Source organism: Colwellia sp. PAMC 21821, from assembly GCF_002077175.1.
Taxonomy (GTDB): Bacteria; Pseudomonadota; Gammaproteobacteria; order Enterobacterales; family Alteromonadaceae; genus Cognaticolwellia.
Window position 1 is genome coordinate 3229361 of record NZ_CP014943.1, and the last position, 19457, is coordinate 3248817.

A 19457-nucleotide genomic window follows, 5' to 3' on the forward strand; every position below is an offset into this window, starting at 1 on the left:
TATAAATACCAAGCTGTTATTAATGGGAATATCGCCTGTTAATAATGGTGATTACGGTTCCTCCTCGGAAACGTAATCAACCCGGTAATAAGTTTTTACTTTTACGAGTTAAATTTGTTACCACTCTTATTCAAGACACACTTTGTGTGCGTGAAAATGTCAGACTTTACAATTGCTGTGGATTAGTCTCCGCGGTGTACCAAATAGGAAACTACTTGGGGTTGTATGGTTAAGTGACTAAGCGTATGTGGTGGATGCCTTGGCAGTTAGAGGCGATGAAGGACGTGTTAATCTGCGAAAAGCTTTGGTGAGGTGATAAAAACCGTTATAGCCAAAGATATCCGAATGGGGAAACCCACCCAACGTAAGTTGGGTATCATTAAGTGAATACATAGCTTAATGAGGCGAACCGGGAGAACTGAAACATCTAAGTACCCCGAGGAAAAGAAATCAACCGAGATTTCCTTAGTAGCGGCGAGCGAACGGGAATTAGCCCTTAAGTGGTTTGTAAGTTAGTGGAATCTACTGGAAAGTAGAGCGATACAGGGTGATAGCCCCGTACACGAAAATAAACTTATCATGAAATCGAGTAGGTCGGCACACGTGAAACGTTGACTGAACATGGGGGGACCATCCTCCAAGGCTAAATACTCCTAACTGACCGATAGTGAACCAGTACCGTGAGGGAAAGGCGAAAAGAACCCCTGTGAGGGGAGTGAAATAGAACCTGAAACCGCATACGTACAAGCAGTGAGAGCTAGATTTAGTCTAGTGATTGCGTACCTTTTGTATAATGGGTCAGCGACTTATATTCTGTAGCAAGGTTAACCGAATAGGGGAGCCGTAGCGAAAGCGAGTGTTAACTGCGCGTTTAGTTGCAGGGTATAGACCCGAAACCCGGCGATCTACCCATGGGCAGGTTGAAGGTTGAGTAACATCAACTGGAGGACCGAACACACGTATGTTGAAAAATGCGGTGATGACTTGTGGGTCGGAGTGAAAGGCTAATCAAGCCGGGAGATAGCTGGTTCTCCCCGAAATCTATTTAGGTAGAGCCTCGCACGAACACCATTGGGGGTAGAGCACTGTTAAGGCTAGGGGGTCATCCCGACTTACCAACCCTTTGCAAACTCCGAATACCAATGAGTGATATGCGGGAGACACACTACGGGTGCTAACGTCCGTTGTGAAGAGGGAAACAACCCAGACCGCCAGCTAAGGTCCCAAAGTACTAGTTAAGTGGGAAACGATGTGGAAAGGCATAGACAGCTAGGAGGTTGGCTTAGAAGCAGCCATCCTTTAAAGAAAGCGTAATAGCTCACTAGTCGAGTCGGTCTGCGCGGAAGATGTAACGGGGCTAAACTAGTCACCGAAGCTGCGGATTTGAACTTAGGTTCAAGTGGTAGGGGAGCGTTCTGTAAGCCGTTGAAGGTGAGTTGTAAAGCTTGCTGGAGGTATCAGAAGTGCGAATGCTGACATGAGTAACGATAAGGGGAGTGAAAAACTCCCCCGCCGAAAGACCAAGGTTTCCTGTCCCATGTTAATCAGGGCAGGGTAAGTCGGCCCCTAAGGCGAGGCGGAAACGCGTAGTCGATGGGAAACAGATTAATATTTCTGTACTTCTATATATTGCGAAGGAGGGACGGAGTAGGCTAGGTGAGCACGGCGTTGGTAGTCCGTGTGAAAGTACGTAGGCGGTTATCTTAGGTAAATCCGGGATTTCATTTAAACGCTGAGATACGAGACGAGACTCTACGGAGTTGAAGTCATTGATGCCATGCTTCCAGGAAAAGCTTCTAAGCTTCAGATATATAGGAACCGTACCCCAAACCGACACAGGTGGTTAGGTAGAGAATACTAAGGCGCTTGAGAGAACTCGGGTGAAGGAACTAGGCAAAATAGTACCGTAACTTCGGGAGAAGGTACGCTCTCTAATGTGAAGCCCTTGCGGCGTAAGCATCGGAGAGTCGAAGTAACCAGGTGGCTGGAACTGTTTATTAAAAACACAGCACTGTGCAAAATCGAAAGATGACGTATACGGTGTGACGCCTGCCCGGTGCCGGAAGGTTAATTGATTGGGTTATCTTCGGAGAAGCTCATGATCGAAGCCCCGGTAAACGGCGGCCGTAACTATAACGGTCCTAAGGTAGCGAAATTCCTTGTCGGGTAAGTTCCGACCTGCACGAATGGCGTAATCATGGCCACACTGTCTCCACCCGAGACTCAGTGAAATTGAAATTGCGGTTAAGATGCCGTATACCCGCGGCTAGACGGAAAGACCCCGTGAACCTTTACTATAGCTTGACAGTGAACATTGCTCCTACATGTGTAGGATAGGTGGGAGGCGTTGAAACTTTGTCGCTAGATGAAGTGGAGCCAACCTTGAAATACCACCCTTGTATGCGTGATGTTCTAACCTAGGGCCCTTATCGGGCTTGGGGACACTGTCTGGTGGGTAGTTTGACTGGGGCGGTCTCCTCCTAAAGAGTAACGGAGGAGCACGAAGGTTGGCTAAGTACGGTCGGACATCGTACGGTTAGTGCAATGGCATAAGCCAGCTTAACTGCGAGACAGACACGTCGAGCAGGTACGAAAGTAGGTCATAGTGATCCGGTGGTTCTGTATGGAAGGGCCATCGCTCAACGGATAAAAGGTACTCCGGGGATAACAGGCTGATACCGCCCAAGAGTTCATATCGACGGCGGTGTTTGGCACCTCGATGTCGGCTCATCACATCCTGGGGCTGAAGTCGGTCCCAAGGGTATGGCTGTTCGCCATTTAAAGTGGTACGCGAGCTGGGTTTAGAACGTCGTGAGACAGTTCGGTCCCTATCTGCCGTGGGCGTTTGAGAATTGAAGAGGGCTGCTCCTAGTACGAGAGGACCGGAGTGGACGAACCGCTGGTGTTCGGGTTGTTATGCCAATAGCATTGCCCGGTAGCTACGTTCGGAACTGATAACCGCTGAAAGCATCTAAGCGGGAAGCAGGCTTTGAGATGAGTTCTCACTGGAGCTTTAAGCTCCCTAAAGGGTCGTTGGAGACTACAACGTTGATAGGTTGGGTGTGGAAGTGCTGCGAGGCATTGAGCTAACCAATACTAATTACCCGTGAGGCTTAACCATACAACACCCAAGTGGTTTTAAGTTGTATGAAGTTTGACAAAGTGTAGGAATACACACATCACGCATGACAATTGTGTGAATAAGAGAAAACAAACGTATTTATCATCACTGAGACAATGTCTCATTGATACAGCTTTCAAGATTGACCCCTTTTTGTCTAGCGACAATAGCGACATGGCCCCACCTGATCCCATTCCGAACTCAGAAGTGAAACGTGTTAGCGCCGATGGTAGTGTGGGAGTTCCCATGTGAGAGTAGGACATTGCTAGGCTTCTATTTAGAAGAGCCCGATTCGAAAGAGTCGGGCTTTTTGCTTTCTGGAATTTGATAAATACATATAGCGACAAGACAAGCGTTCGGCCCAGAGGAAGACCTTGTACGTTTAGTCCAAAATAAAGTAGGGTCAGATACACATTAATTTTTAGCTACCTGATATCCTCTAAAACGAGCAACATGGTCAAGCTCTGTGCTCAACTTATACCAATCTGCATAAGCATTAAATCAGATTAATCCAGTCACGATTGCATAACGACATTACTCTTTTTATGTCACTTCTGAAGATATTCCAAGCATTGCTGCATTCATCAACTATATTTTCATAGCCATTAAAACATCTATTGGCCAAGCAGTTTTGTCTTAGCCATTGCCACACTTGCTCAATTGGGTTTAACTCTGGGGAATAAGGGGGTAACTTGATCATGGTTAGATTTTTTAAATCTTCAAATGTGTCTTCCGTATGCCACCCAGCGCCATCCATTACTACAACAGCATATCTACCTTCGGGTGTCGCCTGTGATATTTGTTCTAAATGCTTTTTCATAACGTCTTTATTCATTACAGGTGAGATCAATGCCTCTGTAGCGCCTGTCGAAGGACAAACAGCCCCGAACATGTATGCATATTCGAACTGTTGTTGTCTTACTGCTCTCGGTCTACTACCCGTTTTCGCCCATAACCTTGTTGTTGTATTTTGCTGGCCGAATCGTGCTTCATCTTGAAACCAAACATCAACTTTATCTAAGCTAATATTAAAGGGGATGTTAAGGATCGTTTCCATCTGGAAGCTTTTTAAAAACGTCCTGGACGCTTTGTGATTGCTTAGGATGCTTGGATCGGCTTGTTATCCAGGAGTACCCTAGTTTCTTCAGTATTTTATATACATGATCTCGATGATAATCTATGTCGAATTCTTTTTTGATAAAGGTACAAAAGTCTTGCCCCATAAGTCGACCTCCCTCAGCTGAGCAACTCTGATTTTCAACGTATTGAGCAAGTTGGCTGAGTTGCTTTGGAGAAAGCATGGACGGTCTTCCTTTAGGGCTAACACTATCAAGGCCCGACAAGCCTTTTGACAAATATGCAGTGACCCAACGATTAACACTTGAACGAGCGACTTTTAATGTCGTTGATATATCGGTTCTGCTCAGACCATCTAAAAAATATGAGACAGCAAGCAAACGCATACGCTTTCGCCCATTTTGTTCCTTTCGTGATAACTTGAGTAAATCTACTGAGGTGAGTTGTTCCAAAACGTGGTATCTGCTTCAAAAATAAATAGCATTAGATCACATCTTTGTGCAGATTGGTATTATACCAATCTGCATAAGCATTAAATCAGATTAATCCAGTCACGATTGCATAACGACATTACTCTTTTTATGTCACTTCTGAAGATATTCCAAGCATTGCTGCATTCATCAACTATATTTTCATAGCCATTAAAACATCTATTGGCCAAGCAGTTTTGTCTTAGCCATTGCCACACTTGCTCAATTGGGTTTAACTCTGGGGAATAAGGGGGTAACTTGATCATGGTTAGATTTTTTAAATCTTCAAATGTGTCTTCCGTATGCCACCCAGCTCCATCCATTACTACAACAGCATATCTACCTTCGGGTGTCGCCTGTGATATTTGTTCTAAATGCTTTTTCATAACGTCTTTATTCATTACAGGTGAGATCAATGCCTCTGTAGCGCCTGTCGAAGGACAAACAGCCCCGAACATGTATGCATATTCGAACTGTTGTTGTCTTACTGCTCTCGGTCTACTACCCGTTTTCGCCCATAACCTTGTTGTTGTATTTTGCTGGCCGAATCGTGCTTCATCTTGAAACCAAACATCAACTTTATCTAAGCTAATATTAAAGGGGATGTTAAGGATCGTTTCCATCTGGAAGCTTTTTAAAAACGTCCTGGACGCTTTGTGATTGCTTAGGATGCTTGGATCGGCTTGTTATCCAGGAGTATCCTAGTTTCTTCAGTATTTTATATACATGATCTCGATGATAATCTATGTCGAATTCTTTTTTGATAAAGGTACAAAAGTCTTGCCCCATAAGTCGACCTCCCTCCGCTGAGCAACTCTGATTTTCAACGTATTGAGCAAGTTGGCTGAGTTGCTTTGGAGAAAGCATGGACGGTCTTCCTTTCGGGCTAACACTATCAAGGCCCGACAAGCCTTTTGAAAAATATGCAGTGACCCAACGATTAACACTTGAACGAGCGACTTTTAATGTCGTTGATATATCGGTTCTGCTCAGACCATCTAAAAAATATGAGACAGCAAGAAAACGCATACGCTTTCGCCCATTTTGTTCCTTTCGTGATAACTTGAGTAAATCTACTGAGGTGAGTTGTTCCAAAACGTGGTATCTGCTTCAAAAATAAATAGCATTAGATCACATCTTTGTGCAGATTGGTATAACGGGCTTTTTGCTGTCTGGGATTTAAAAAATTGAAGCTATAAGTTTTAAGCTATCAGCCACAAGACATTAGTGATTGCTAGATTTTTACTGACAGCTGACAGCTGTGAACTTAAAACTAATCCCTCGCTAGGCTAGGCTTCTATTTAGAAGAGCCCGATTCGAAAGAGTCGGGTTTTTTGCTGTCTGGAATTCCAAACTTCAGCTATCGGTTTTAAGCTGTCAGCTATCAGTTTAAGACATAAAAAAAGCTATCAGTTCTGAGCTGTCAGCCTACAGCCAAAAGACATTAGTGATTGCTATATTTTTACTGACAGCTGACAGCTTTGAACTTAAAACTAATTCCTCGCTAGGCTTCTATTTAGGTCGTTGTTTGCCATCCATGGCAACTCGACATTAGCGCATCCTTACACGTCAAGAGCCCGATTCGAAAGAGTCGGGCTTTTTTCTGACTGGGATTCCAAACTTCAGCTATCAGTTTAAGACATAAAAAAAGCTATAAGTTCTGAGCTGTCAGCCTACAGCCACAAGACATTAGTGATTGCTAGATTTTTACTGACAGCTTTGAACTTAAAACTATTTGTTTGCTAGGCTTATATTTAGAGAAACCCGATTCCAAAGTGACGGGCTTTTTGCTTTCTGGAATTTAAAAATACCAGCTATAAGTTTTAAGACATAAAAAAATTATAAGTTTTAAACTGTCAGCCTACAGCCACAAGTCATTAGTGATTGGTAGATTTTTACTGACAGCTGACAGCTTTAAACTTAAAACTATTCTTGATCTTCTATTCAATACTCCGAATTAAAATAAGCCTTATCAGTAACGCATTAAAATAAATGTATATATTTTTGTATTTAGCTCTACGCAAATGATGCCCGCCGAAGTAAAATAGCTTAATGAAAGCATTATATTGTAACCTTTATGAATAACAGTCAAAGTACTCATCAGCCATTAATAGACTCAGATACTAAAATTGCCATTATTGGCGGTGGTGTTGCAGGTTCTACTATCGCTTTACGTTTTGCTGAGTTAGGCATTGACACTACTCTGATAGAAAAAGGCACGAGTCTAGTTAATGGGCCTCCGTTTTGTCACTTACACGCAGGTGGCAACTTATATCGAGAGATCTCTGAACAACAATGTTTAACCTTATTAGAGCAATCGATAGACACCGCAAAGGTTTATCCACATAGCGTTAACTATCGTCCAACCATAATAGCTTTACCAAAAACTGACCGAGGTGAAGTCGCTGACTTTTTACCTCGCTTAAAAAAACTGAGTGAACGTTATGCCGAACTAGTTGAGGAAGATCTCAGCAATAAAGTATTAGGGGATCCTGAGAAATACTTTTTGCTCTTTGAACGTAATACTTTAGAGAGACTAAGACAGCGAGAATTACCAACGCAAGCTAACAGTAATGAAGACTGGTTAGTAGCCTTTGCTCAACAAGTTGATTTAGACAAGTTAAAATTTCCGGTACTACTAGTACAAGAATATGGTTGGTCTGCTTTTCGTTTGGCGGCAATTGCGACACTGGCTATTGAAAAGTTACCTCGTTGTCATCTTGAACTTAACAGCCAAGTAGTCAATATTAAGCAATTGCACCATGCTGAAAAGTGGCGAGTGACTTATAAAGATGGTCAGAAAGGTTGCCAAAGTGAGGCTGATTTTGACTATATTATTAATGCCTGCGGTTTTAAAAGTGGTGAAATTGATGACATGCTGCAAGCTAAACGACAACGTATGGTGGAATTTAAAGCAGCTTATGTTGCCCACTGGCCACAATGTAAAGGTCTTTGGCCTGAAGTGGTTTTTTACGGTGAACGAGGCACTCCAAATGGTATGGCTCAATTAACGCCATATCAGGACGGTTATTTTCAATTACATGGGATGACGCAAGACATTACTTTATTTGAGCAAGGTCTCGTCGCCAGTGGCGAGCAGAGTGCTCAACCCATATTGTCCGAGCGCTTTATTAAAAAAATTGATCAGCAATGGCCATCGAAATTAGTCAACGATAGAACCTTAGGTTCTATCGAGCACCTTGCGCAATATATTACTAACTTTTCTCAAGCAAGCGTTGCGGCTAAGCCTATGTTTGGTGCGCAACAAATTCCTGGCGATGATGCGACTTTACGTGCAGCAGACGTATCTTTTTATGGCAAGCACTATGCTCGTACTGAAATAGTAAAGGCATCGTCTGCATTGGCTGCAGCTGATGCTATTTTACAAAATTTATTGGAGGTTGGTTTAGTCAGCGCAGTACAATTGGGTCAATATTTGGATTGTCATTATTTTCCAGTCACTCTGGCATGTACTGAAGCAGAGGTGACCGAAAAAGCTATTTTGTTTGCCCGTCAACGAGAATATCCGGAAGCGTTAGCTAAAAACTTTATGTAAATAATGGTAATAATTCTTCAAATGTTTCTAAACACCAATCTGGCTGATAAACGCTAATTTCTTCACCATAGTTATAACCATAAGTTAAACCGATACTTTGCATATTGGCTGCCTTAGCGGCCAATATATCGTTTTTAGAGTCACCTATCATTATGCATTCATTTACCGACACGTTGAGTGCTGTACAAGCATATAACAGCGGTAAAGGATGCGGTTTCCGCTCATTTAAGCTATCGCCACCGAGTTGTAATTCGAATAAGCCACTAAGACCAAAACCTGTAATAATAGGCTCGATGAATTCTGCGGGTTTATTGGTGATTATAGCTAAGCGATATCCCTGCTTTTTTAAAGCTAGCAACGTTGTTTTTACACCGGTATATAATACAGACTCAACACATAGATTAAGCTGGTAGTATTTTAAAAAAATTGCTAAAGCGTTATTTACTTCTTCTTCGCTATACTTATTATTAGCAGTTAGATTATCTTTTAAAGAATGATGTAAAGCGCGTTCAACCAAAGTTCTAGCACCATTACCAACCCAACTGCGGATCTTATCTTGAGGAAATACCTTTAAGCCAAGTGTTACTAACATTTGGTTTATCGCTGCTGCAAGATCTGGAGCACTATCAACCAAAGTGCCATCGAGATCGAATAACAGTACGGTTTTATTTTCTGGGGTCATCATGTGCTTTCCTATAATAAATCGATTTACCGCGCTAATGTGTCAATTGTATCGAGTAATACCCAACAAATAACTTGATTAACCTATTCGGTATTAGACAACGAAGGCTCGACTTAGCTCAACGTATTTAATCAATATTAGCACTGCAGATAACTTAAAAATGGTGTTGATTAAACAAACCATTTTATTAAGTTACTGCCTAATTGTATTCGTTGAAATATCACAAACTGTGTTGTTTTTAAAGCCAATAGCTAGCTATATAGCAATAGAGTAATAAAAGGGGTTATTTATCATAAATTACTTGTATAGAAGCTTATTAAAGACTTGGTGACTTTACATTTAAACAACACCTTGTTCTAACATTGCATCGGCAACGCGTTTAAATCCTGCTATATTTGCACCTAATACAAGGTTACCAGGTTGACCAAACTCTTCAGCGGCTTGATGGGCTGTTTCAAAAATATTTTTCATAATTTCTTTCAGCCTTTGGTCTACTTTTTCAAAAGACCACGTTTGCATGCTTGAGTTTTGAGCCATCTCTAATTGACTTGTTGCTACCCCTCCAGCATTTGCAGCTTTACTAGGGCCGTAAGATACCTTAGCGTCAACAAATGTGTTTATAGCCTCTTGCGTTGACGGCATATTTGCGCCTTCACTGATGAGAGTACAACCATTAGCAATTAATGCCTGCGCATCTGTTACGGTTAATTCATTTTGTGTAGCACATGGGAATGCAGCGTCGGCTTTAAAGCGCCATACAGCATGGCCGTCTTCAGGGTATTCATCAATGGGGATAAATTTTGCATCTTTATGGGTTTCTAAATAAACATTGAGGCCAGTTCTCGTTTGCTCTTTTAGTTCTTTAACCAATGTTAAATCGATGCCTGTTTCATGATAAATGGTGCCGGTAGAATCGCTACAAGTAATCGGTTTTGCACCTAACTGATAGAGTTTTTCCATAGCGTAAATAGCGACATTACCAGAGCCTGATACTAAACAGGTTTTATTTTCTAAAGTGTCTTTTTTAACCGAGAGCATGTTTTCTGCAAAATACACTACACCGTATCCGGTAGCTTCTTTACGAGCTAATGAACCACCCCATAATAAGCTTTTACCCGTCAATACGCCTTCGTAACGACCCGTAATTCTTTTGTATTGACCAAACATATAGCCTATTTCTCTAGCACCCACACCAATATCACCAGCCGGCACATCTGTTGTTGGGCCTATATGTCGGTATAGCTCGGTCATAAAGGATTGACAAAAACGCATTATTTCACCGTCAGACTTACCTTTGGGATCGAAGTTAGAGCCGCCTTTGCCACCACCAATAGGTAAGCCAGTTAAGGCATTTTTAAAAATTTGTTCAAAGCCTAAAAATTTTATAATGCTTGCATTAACACTGGGGTGAAATCTCAAACCCCCTTTATAAGGCCCTAAAGCTGAATTAAACTCGATACGATAACCTTTATTGACTTTTATATTGCCATTGTCATCAACCCAAGTTACACGGAACATTATTTGTCTTTCTGGTTCAACAAGGCGTTGGATAATAGCTTGTTTTTGATAGCGTTTATTGCTTTCTAATATAGGGGCTAATGAGTCTAAAACTTCTTCAACAGCTTGATAAAACTCAGCCTGAGCAGGACTGGTATTTTTTAAATCAGAAATAGTTTTATGAATATATGACATATATATTTGATCCTTCATAATATGATTACAGTTTAAGGTATGCCCAATCTTGCTTCTGATCGGGGAAAGGGAACTTAAGGTAAGCTAAATAAATTACCGGTTTTAGTCGTTAATTAAATTGGTTTATGTAAGTTTATTATCAAAAAAATAGACTTTAAAGTATATCTATTTTGAACTATTTACCTACTCAGTTTAATCTTATTTATGCATTTTTATTCTACTAAAGTGTATGTTTTATCGGTTTTTATAAGCTCAATTTACCTTCAATAAAATATGAAGGCAAGATGATATATTTTGATTTTGAACGTTGAAGAAAAAAACCGACAATAATTGCTTATAATATACACGATAATAATGTGTCGGTTAACTACGCTATTGACCAAAATTTAATTATTATCTTGTTATTTTTGGGTTAATTGAGTTTTTAAATTGATTTTTTCATGGGCATTGATAATGATTTATTTAAATGCTGCCTATTGTTTATTCTGTTAGATGTTCATGTTTTGGAACTAAGGGGCGTTTTCACCAAACTCAAGTATATCTATCACTCTTCTTGCTTCAGCTATGGTGCAATCAGTGCGCTGCATAAGTTCAGATATGGTAATACCAGGTTTTTTTTGAGCAATAGTTAATAGCATATCAAACCCTAAGTTTTTACGTTGTTTAGATAGATGTGTTGCTAGCCATTGCCAACTTGCCTCTTCACTTTGTTCAATAAGGCTGATGGTTTGCTCAAGCTGTTCAAAGGTGGCTTTTAACTGCCAGTTGCGTGAACGACCGATACGGTTGAGCTCGCAACCTTGATCTCTTATCAAGGTTTTAAGTGCGTAGGCTTTTAAGACCCGGCGTAAAAAAGAGGGTAAAGTAATATAAGGGATTTGATTTTTGAGTGTTTTCATAAAAAATTAAAAGTGAGAACCAGCATTGCTGCTGGATTTTTACTGTAGGTATTGATTACCATTTTTTCTTTGGCTGAAACAATAAATCTAAATCATCTTCTTCGGCTTTGGCTTTTTTTGCCGCATCTTTAGCATTAGTATGTTTTAACGAAGAGGTGATTTCTTCTAATATGTTTGTTATTTCATCACGTTTACTGGTGCAATATTCAGTTTGGATAGGGTTTTCTGATATTGTAACCAGTGCTTTCTCTAAATATTGCCTTGCTGAACCTAACATTTCTTTTTGGTAAGCTATCATGCCACGCTTTTGCAACGTTTCTACACCAATTCTCAGTTGCATAGCTGATAATTTATTATCTTCTTGAGTAAAGGTTTGTGCGTCTAAATTACCTTTCGCTTGTTCTGATTTTAATGTCAGTCGAAGTTTTTTTATACATTGTAATACCGCGACTAATTGTTGCTCATTATCAGGCAATGTAAAGCTTTGCTCGCTTGCTGCTTCACTGGTATTCTTTTTGCAGTTACTAACGCGTACTTCCATATCCTGGATACGTGTTAGCAATGATTTATTTTCCGGTAATATACTCGCCATAGTCTTTGCAGCATTTAAACTACGATTATTAAGTATCATGACTAAATTAGGATTATTCGGTAAGTTGGCGATGCTGATGAGTAACTCTTCTGTTTCATCTATAATGGCTTTTTGTTTAGCTGCTTTACCTCGCTTTTCTTGTTCTACTTTTTCTTTATGCTGCTGTATTGCATTCACTACCACGACAATGATAATTAAAGCGATAATTAAAGCGATGATAATGCCCATGTTTAATTCTCTATTTTGAAAAATATAAATTACTAATACCGCAGTCTACAAAAATTGTCCGTTGAAGCAAAGGAGAAAGCGTTTTCTTTTGAGTATTTTAGCGCATTAGCTTGTTAGTTACATCGAAGTTGACTATTTCAGTGATTGAGTTAAGAGCAAAATGATTAAATTAGGAGGCTTTACCAATTGATGTAATTAATCTCTATTGTACAAAGGCTTTAATTTACTATGATTGTGCTGAATGCATACTCGTATCTAGTCATGTTTTTCAGCGATATTAGTCACTATAATAATGTAGAAGTAATGACCCGTTTTTCGATAAACGGCTATTTAAATTCCTATCAACTGCCTACTATTGAATATTTATGCTGACTTATAATCGTTCATTTACCTAATTCAATGAGGATTATTTACTCCTAATGTAAAAATAATATGGAATAAATGTCCATTTAAGTATATATTTTTCGTCTAAGAAAACTCTGAATGGTAATTATGAAGCTGCAACAACTGCGTTATATCGTCGAAGTACTTAATAATAACTTAAACGTTTCTGCCACGGCTGAAAGTCTTTTCACCTCACAGCCTGGTATTAGCAAACAAGTACGTATGCTAGAAGATGAACTTGGTATTCAAATTTTTGGTCGTAGTGGTAAACATCTAACCCATGTTACTTCTGCGGGTAATGAAGTTATTAATATAGCGACGGAAATTTTATCGAAAGTTGAGGCGATTAAAGCGGTTGCTCGAGAGCATACGCAGCCAGATGAAGGCAAACTTCGAATTGCCACAACACATACTCAAGCGCGTTATGCTTTGCCTGAAGTCATTCAGGGCTTTATGAAAAAATATTCTAAAGTTTCATTGCATATGTATCAGGGTACCCCAGCACAAATTAGTGATGCGTCTAGTAAAGGCGATGCCGACTTTGCCATCGCTACAGAGTCTTTACATTTGTATAACGATTTGGTGATGCTGCCTTGTTACCGTTGGAATCGAAGTATTATTGTTAAGGCTGATCATCCATTAGCGACCAAACAAAATATTACCATTGAAGATATTGCTAAATATTCTTTAGTTACCTACGTTTTTGGTTTTACTGGCCGTTCAGAATTAGATATTGCGTTTAATCAAGTGGGTGTTGAACCTAAAATTGCGTTTACCGCGACTGATGCCGATGTTATTAAAACTTATGTTCGATTAGGTGTTGGTGTTGGCGTAATTGCTACTATGGCAATGGATCCGAAATTAGATAATGATCTGGTGACCATTGATGCTAGTCACTTATTTAGCCCAAGTATGACAAAGATTGGCTTCAGACGTGGCACATTCTTACGGGGTTACATGTTTGACTTTATTGAACGTTTTGCGCCGCACTTAAATCGAGACTTAGTGACTAAAGCTATTTTGCTGAAGAATAATGCTGAGATAGATGAGATGTTTGCCAATATTAAATTGCCTATGCGATAAGCATTAATCAGTTTGAAAGTTAAGATATAAAAAAACCGTATTATAAATACGGTTTTTTTAGTTTTAATACCGATTTCATTGTTTAGCTTGGTATAACACATGGCTATACAATCAAACGGAAGTAAAACCTAACACTCGGTGATATTAACCGCTAAACCGCCACGTGATGTTTCTTTATATTTTGTCTTCATATCATTCCCTGTGTCCCACATGGTTTTGATCACTTTGTCTAATGATACCTTTTGCTTACCTGTACCTCGAAGTGCCAAACGTGAAGCGTTGATGGCTTTCACAGAACCCATGGCGTTCCGTTCAATACAAGGTACTTGTACTAGGCCACCTACAGGATCACAAGTCAGCCCTAAGTTGTGCTCCATGCCTATCTCTGCTGCATTTTCTACTTGTTCAGGCGAGCCGCCCATAATTTCTGTTAATGCGCCTGCTGCCATTGAGCATGCAACCCCAACTTCAGCTTGGCATCCGCCTTCCGCACCAGAAATAGTGGCATTGGTTTTATATAAAATGCCGATGGCTGCTGCCGTTAATAAATATCGAATACAATCTTGTTCATCAACGGGTTTAATAAATTTGTCATAGTAGGATAATACGGCCGGAAGGATACCTGCAGCGCCATTTGTTGGCGCTGTTACCACTCTGCTGCCGGCCGCATTTTCTTCATTAACGGCTAAGGCAAATAAATTCACCCAATCCATTGCTGACAGTGGGTCGGTATTTTTTTCAACACATAATGCTCTATGCAAAGCGGGGGCTCTTCGCGTAACTTTTAAACCGCCAGGTAATATACCTTCTGTGACAATACCACGGGCAATACTTGCTTTCATGGCGTCCCAAATTTCTATCAAACCTGAGCGAATACTCTTTTCGTCTTGCAAGCACTTTTCGTTATCCATCATGATAGTGCTAATGCTTAAGCCTTTTTCGTTTGCTATTTGCAGTAATTCATCCGCACTAGAAAAGCGATGAGGACGGTCAATGTTTGAATGAGTTGATAAGGCTTTGTTTTTTTCTTTCTCAAAGTCGCAATCTTTAACAATAAAGCCACCACCAATTGAGTAATAGGTTTCTTCAAAGATGACAGTATCATTGCTATACGCAAAAAATGTCATGGCGTTAGCATGTGCCGGTAGGGTTTTTCTGCGATGGTATATAATGGCATTCGCTTTAGGGAAAGCGATTAAGTGCTCCATATTAAGGTTTATTTTTTCACTCGCCACAACATCAGCCAAAATAGACTCAATGGAGTCTACAGGGATTGTTTCGGGGCTTTGGCCGGTTAATCCTAAAATAACCGCTTTACCGGTGCCATGGCCAATACCCGTTTGACCAAGTGAGCCAAACAATTCACATTTTACGCGATCTGTCTTAGCTAACTTATTATCTGCTATTAAGTTTTCAACAAACAACTTTGCTGCTTTCATTGGGCCAACGGTATGAGAACTGGATGGGCCAATTCCGATTGAAAACATATCAAATACACTAATCATAAGAAAACCTGAATAAATACTGTTAAATGTAGGTGGAGGTAAAATTTTGTTCGGTTATTGTAGCTGAAAGCATTCAGCATGCAAAACAAAATGTATCTTCGGTGAGTATAATTATAGCTAAGATTTTTGACTGCTTAACTAAACAATAATATTTTAATCGCTTGTTGATATTTCTGACCACATTTCAATTATTTTAGTCTAGTAAAATGCTCAAATCATGCAAGATTGCGGCGGTCGCGCCCCAAATATTATATTGTTGATAAGGCATGAAATGCACACTGTGATGCTCGCCATGATGGTAGACAGGTACCTGAATATGATGCTGACGCTGTAAAAAGTGTGATAGCGGTACGTGAAAAACTTCTTCCACTTCATTTTTGTCAATTTGATAGCTTTGACTATTCGATACAATGGCAACAATGGGGGTTATTTCATAGCCTGAAATGGTTTGGTAGGGCTTAAGTTGTCCAAGGACATTAATAAAAGTAGATTGCAGGCCTATTTCTTCTAAAGTTTCACGCAGTGCAGTTGCGGTCATATCAAAATCGTAGTGCTCTACTTTACCTCCAGGAAAACTTATTTGCCCAGGGTGGTGAGTGAGATGACTTGCACGCTTAGTTAACAACACTTCAAGTTGGTCATGATTACAAACAATGGGAATGAGTACGGCTGCACTTTTAAGTTTATGAGGATAGCGAAACTTATGTACTGAAGCCGGTAAAGCTTGCATTTGAAAGCGCTGTATAAATTCTTCTTTAGTCATGCACACCTTAAAAATTAGTAGAATAATTCAAAGTTTACTGGGTTTACTCGGCGTTAAGAGGGTAGTATTTAGCATCAATTAAATAGCGAGTGTACTGACGCTTAATATGATTTATGCCATGTTTAGCTTGCTTAATACGGGTAAAATTTTATTCACTTTATCGTAAGTTTCTTGATACTCGCTGTCAACATTTGAATCAGCTACTAAACCACCGCCAGCCCAACAGTGTATTTGTTGTTGATGGCAAACCAACGTACGAATGGTGATGCTAGTATCCATATTACCACAAGCAGACAAGTAACCTATAGAGCCGCAATAAACGCTACGTTGATGAGGCTCTAATTCTTCAATAATGTCCATCGCCCTAATCTTTGGTGCGCCAGTAATAGAACCACCTGGAAAAGCGGCGCGCAGTAAATCGCTGCCATCGTATATTGGGTCTATTTCCCCTTCAACCGTGCTAACTAAATGGTGTACTGCTGGGAAGCTTTCAATGGCAAACAATGACGGTACGGTTACAGTGCCGGGAATGCATACACGACTAATATCGTTACGTAATAAATCAACAATCATCAGATTTTCTGCTTTATCTTTACTCGCTTGTTGGAGTTCGTCAGCGTTAGCTTTATCTATTGTTGCATCTTGGCTGCGAGGCCGTGTGCCTTTTATCGGTTTACTTTGCACTTTATGGTCGACTAATCTCAAGAAGCGTTCAGGTGAAATACTTAAAATAGCACGGTCATCAAAGCGTAAAAATGCCGAGAAGGGCGCTTTATTTTCTTGTCTCAAGGCACAATACGCTTGAAATTCACTGCCGGTATATTGTGCAGTAAAACGCTGAGCTAAGTTAATTTGATAACAATCGCCAGAAAGCAGGTAGTCATGCACTTTCTTAAATTTATCACGATACTGTTCAGGCCGCATATTTGATTGCCACGGCGTGGTGAGATGAAAATCATTTTTGTTCGAATTTTTCTCTGTTAATTGTTCGCTAACTTGAGCTGATTTTTGCTCCGTATTTTGCTCAGTGCGTTGCTCAGACCGTTGCTTGAGTTCGTGGTTAAAGAACTCAGTAATAGACGCTCTTTTTTCGTCAAGGCACAGTAACCAACATTGTTGTAATTTTCGGTCAAAAATTAGCGCTTGCTGATATAAGCCAATCGCCATTTCTGGTATATCAATATCTTTACTGTTTTGCTGCTTTATCACTTCAAAGCGCTTACCTAAATCGTAAGCGAAGTAGCCGACAGCACCGCCTTTAAATGGCAGTTCCCTTGTCGTTAATTCAATATTATTAAAACAAGCTTGCTGTTCACGTTTTAACAGCAATAAAGGGTCTTCATTACTTTGGTACAAACTGTTATCTAGTTCATTTTTAACCGAAGTAACCGTGCCAATTGTCGTGAGTGTGGTCACAGGTTGCCAAACCAAAATGTCATATCGGCTATCTACATGACTACTTTCGCATGAATCTAACCACATCGCCCACGGTTGGTCTGCAAGTGTGGTAAAAAGCGATTGGCTATCAAGTACTAGATCAATTGATAATAGTTTAGCAGATAGCTGTTTTACTAAATTGGTTGGCAAAGTATTCTCACAGAATTTATGTTAAGTCATTAACCCAAAGCGTCTTCAATAGACTCAATAGCAGAGTCTGAAATCACTCAGGTGGATATCATGCTAATTATTAGACCATTTGATACTGGTAGCTATTTAACAAGCAAGGTATGATATCGGCAAATTTATAACTTTCAACTCTTCTCTCGCCCAATTAACAAAAAGAGACCGTTATGGCTATTATTAAACAACAAGATTTAATCGAAAGTGTTGCAGATGCGCTGCAGTACATTTCTTACTACCATCCGTTAGACTTTATTCAAGCACTTGAAAAGGCTTATCATAAAGAAGAAAGTCAGGCTGCTAAAGATGCTATCGCACAAATTTTAATTAACTCTCGAATGTCAGCTCACGGCAAACGTCCTATTTGTCAAGATACCGGTATTGTTACTTGCTTCGTAAAAGTCGGTATGGCTGTGCAGTGGGATAACACTGAAATGACCGTACAACAAATGGTTGATGAAGGTACTCGTCGTGCATATCTTAATCCTGATAACCCATTGCGTGCATCAATTGTTTCAGACCCTGCAGGTAAGCGCATTAATACTAAAGATAATACGCCAGCAGTTGTACATATTGAAATGGTGCCAGGCGATCAAATTGACGTGATGATAGCGGCCAAAGGCGGCGGCAGTGAAAACAAAGCTAAAATGGCGATGTTAAACCCAAGTGATTCTATTGCTGATTGGGTCGTTAAAACGTTACCTACTATGGGCGCAGGCTGGTGTCCACCAGGCATGTTAGGTATAGGTATTGGTGGTACAGCTGAAAAAGCCGGTGTATTAGCTAAAGAAAGCTTAATGGAACCCGTCAATATTCAAGAATTGATCGACCGTGGTCCTGAAAATGCAGAAGAAGAATTGCGTTTAGAGATTTACGACAGGGTTAATAAATTAGGTATTGGTGCTCAAGGCCTAGGTGGTTTAACCACGGTTGTTGATATCAAAATTATGTCGGTGCCTACACATGCGGCGTCAAAACCTGTGGTCATGATCCCAAATTGTGCCGCTACTCGTCATGTACACTTTCATCTTGATGGCTCTGGCCCAGCGGACTTAACGCCACCTAAATTAGAAGATTGGCCTGAAATTACGTGGGAAGTTGGTGAAAATGTTCGTCGTGTTAATGTTGATGAATTATCAAAAGCAGATATCAGTGAATGGAAAACAGGTGAAACTGTGTTGCTAAGCGGCACTATTTTAACCGGTCGTGACGCGGCACATAAGCGTATCCAAGAAATGTTAGCAGCAGGCGAAAAACTGCCGGTTGATTTTACTGATAAATTTATATATTACGTTGGCCCAGTCGATGCAATCGGTGACGAAGCAGTAGGACCAGCAGGCCCTACAACGGCAACTCGTATGGATAAATTTACTGAAATGATGCTTTCTGAAACCGGCTTACTAGGGACAATTGGTAAAGCTGAACGTGGACCTGAAACTGTTGAATGTATCAAAAACCACAAATCGGTTTATTTAATGGCCGTTGGCGGCGCCGCTTACTTGGTTTCTAAAGCTATTAAGAAAGCAAGAGTTGTCGCTTTCGAAGATATGGGAATGGAAGCTATTTACGAATTTGTTGTTGAAGATATGCCCGTAACGGTTGCTGTTGATAGCTTAGGTGAATCAGCACATGTAACAGGCCCTGCAATTTGGCAAGCAAAAATCGAAGAGCTTGATAGCAAATTAAGCGGTAAGTAAAAGACAGTCACTTTTTATATCCTCTGAAACGCCCATTACGGGCGTTTTTTATATCATCAATTTGCTCAGGATAAAAACAGCCACTGGC

Annotated in this window: 12 protein-coding genes and 2 rRNA genes; 5 read left to right on the top strand and 9 right to left on the bottom strand. The window is 40.3% G+C overall.

Annotation, left to right across the window (positions count from 1 at the left end; all coding sequences use genetic code 11):
• The first annotated feature begins 227 nt into the window (after positions 1-227).
• Both A3Q33_RS13750 and rrf read left to right on the top strand, forming a co-directional pair.
• A 23S ribosomal RNA gene (locus tag A3Q33_RS13750) occupies positions 228-3121 on the top strand.
• A gap of 156 nt (positions 3122-3277) precedes the next feature.
• Positions 3278-3392, top strand: a 5S ribosomal RNA gene (gene rrf / locus A3Q33_RS13755).
• Positions 3393-3617: 225 nt separating this feature from the next.
• Here the strand turns inward: rrf and A3Q33_RS13760 are convergent.
• Together A3Q33_RS13760 and A3Q33_RS13765 are read right to left on the bottom strand one after the other, a co-directional pair.
• Positions 3618-4584 (bottom strand): IS630 family transposase gene (locus tag A3Q33_RS13760; protein WP_196798102.1). Its coding sequence is split into 2 segments (ribosomal slippage): positions 3618-4185 and positions 4184-4584, totalling 969 coding nucleotides; the frame shifts between segments, so codons are not numbered across the junction.
• 146 nt (positions 4585-4730) lie between these two features.
• A protein-coding gene (locus tag A3Q33_RS13765; protein WP_502687237.1) for an IS630 family transposase occupies positions 4731-5697 on the bottom strand; the annotation gives its coding sequence in 2 pieces (ribosomal slippage) (positions 4731-5298 and positions 5297-5697; 969 coding nt in all).
• Positions 5698-6745: 1048 nt separating this feature from the next.
• On the opposite strand from A3Q33_RS13765, the gene A3Q33_RS13770 reads away from it, so the two are divergent.
• The gene (locus tag A3Q33_RS13770; RefSeq protein ID WP_081180438.1) at positions 6746-8224 is read left to right on the top strand and encodes an FAD-dependent oxidoreductase; all 1479 of its coding nucleotides are present in this window, start codon (positions 6746-6748) and stop codon (positions 8222-8224) included.
• On the opposite strand, the gene A3Q33_RS13775 is transcribed toward A3Q33_RS13770, so the two are convergent.
• From A3Q33_RS13775 to A3Q33_RS13790, 4 genes are all read right to left on the bottom strand, one after another.
• The gene (locus A3Q33_RS13775; protein WP_353615505.1) at positions 8217-8909 is read right to left on the bottom strand and encodes a phosphoglycolate phosphatase; all 693 of its coding nucleotides are present in this window, start codon (positions 8907-8909) and stop codon (positions 8217-8219) included. The genes A3Q33_RS13770 and A3Q33_RS13775 overlap by 8 nt on opposite strands.
• Before the next feature lie 336 nt (positions 8910-9245).
• Entirely contained in the window at positions 9246-10598 is a 1353-nt protein-coding gene (gene gdhA / locus A3Q33_RS13780; RefSeq protein ID WP_081180439.1) for an NADP-specific glutamate dehydrogenase, read from the bottom strand.
• A 509-nt stretch (positions 10599-11107) separates the two neighbouring features.
• Entirely contained in the window at positions 11108-11497 is a 390-nt protein-coding gene (locus A3Q33_RS13785; protein ID WP_081180440.1) for a ribosome recycling factor family protein, read from the bottom strand.
• Positions 11498-11552: 55 nt separating this feature from the next.
• The gene (locus tag A3Q33_RS13790; RefSeq protein ID WP_081180441.1) at positions 11553-12317 is read right to left on the bottom strand and encodes a hypothetical protein; all 765 of its coding nucleotides are present in this window, start codon (positions 12315-12317) and stop codon (positions 11553-11555) included.
• Positions 12318-12809: 492 nt separating this feature from the next.
• On the opposite strand from A3Q33_RS13790, the gene cysB reads away from it, so the two are divergent.
• On the top strand, positions 12810-13784 hold the full coding sequence (cysB, locus tag A3Q33_RS13795; RefSeq protein ID WP_081182613.1) for an HTH-type transcriptional regulator CysB: 975 nt from the start codon (positions 12810-12812) through the stop codon (positions 13782-13784).
• Positions 13785-13912: 128 nt separating this feature from the next.
• On the opposite strand, the gene A3Q33_RS13800 is transcribed toward cysB, so the two are convergent.
• The 3 genes from A3Q33_RS13800 to pabB all read right to left on the bottom strand — a co-directional run bounded on the left by A3Q33_RS13800 (position 13913) and on the right by pabB (position 17534).
• Entirely contained in the window at positions 13913-15289 is a 1377-nt protein-coding gene (locus A3Q33_RS13800) for an L-serine ammonia-lyase (protein WP_081180442.1), read from the bottom strand.
• Between the two features lie 193 nt (positions 15290-15482).
• Entirely contained in the window at positions 15483-16052 is a 570-nt protein-coding gene (locus tag A3Q33_RS13805) for a CoA pyrophosphatase (RefSeq protein ID WP_081180443.1), read from the bottom strand.
• Positions 16053-16163: 111 nt separating this feature from the next.
• Positions 16164-17534, bottom strand: coding sequence for an aminodeoxychorismate synthase component I (gene pabB / locus A3Q33_RS13810; RefSeq protein WP_155866856.1), 1371 nt, complete (start codon positions 17532-17534; stop codon positions 16164-16166).
• 308 nt (positions 17535-17842) lie between these two features.
• Between pabB and A3Q33_RS13815 the strand changes: the two genes are divergently transcribed.
• On the top strand, positions 17843-19369 hold the full coding sequence (locus tag A3Q33_RS13815) for a fumarate hydratase (protein ID WP_081180445.1): 1527 nt from the start codon (positions 17843-17845) through the stop codon (positions 19367-19369).
• Positions 19370-19457: the final 88 nt, after the last annotated feature.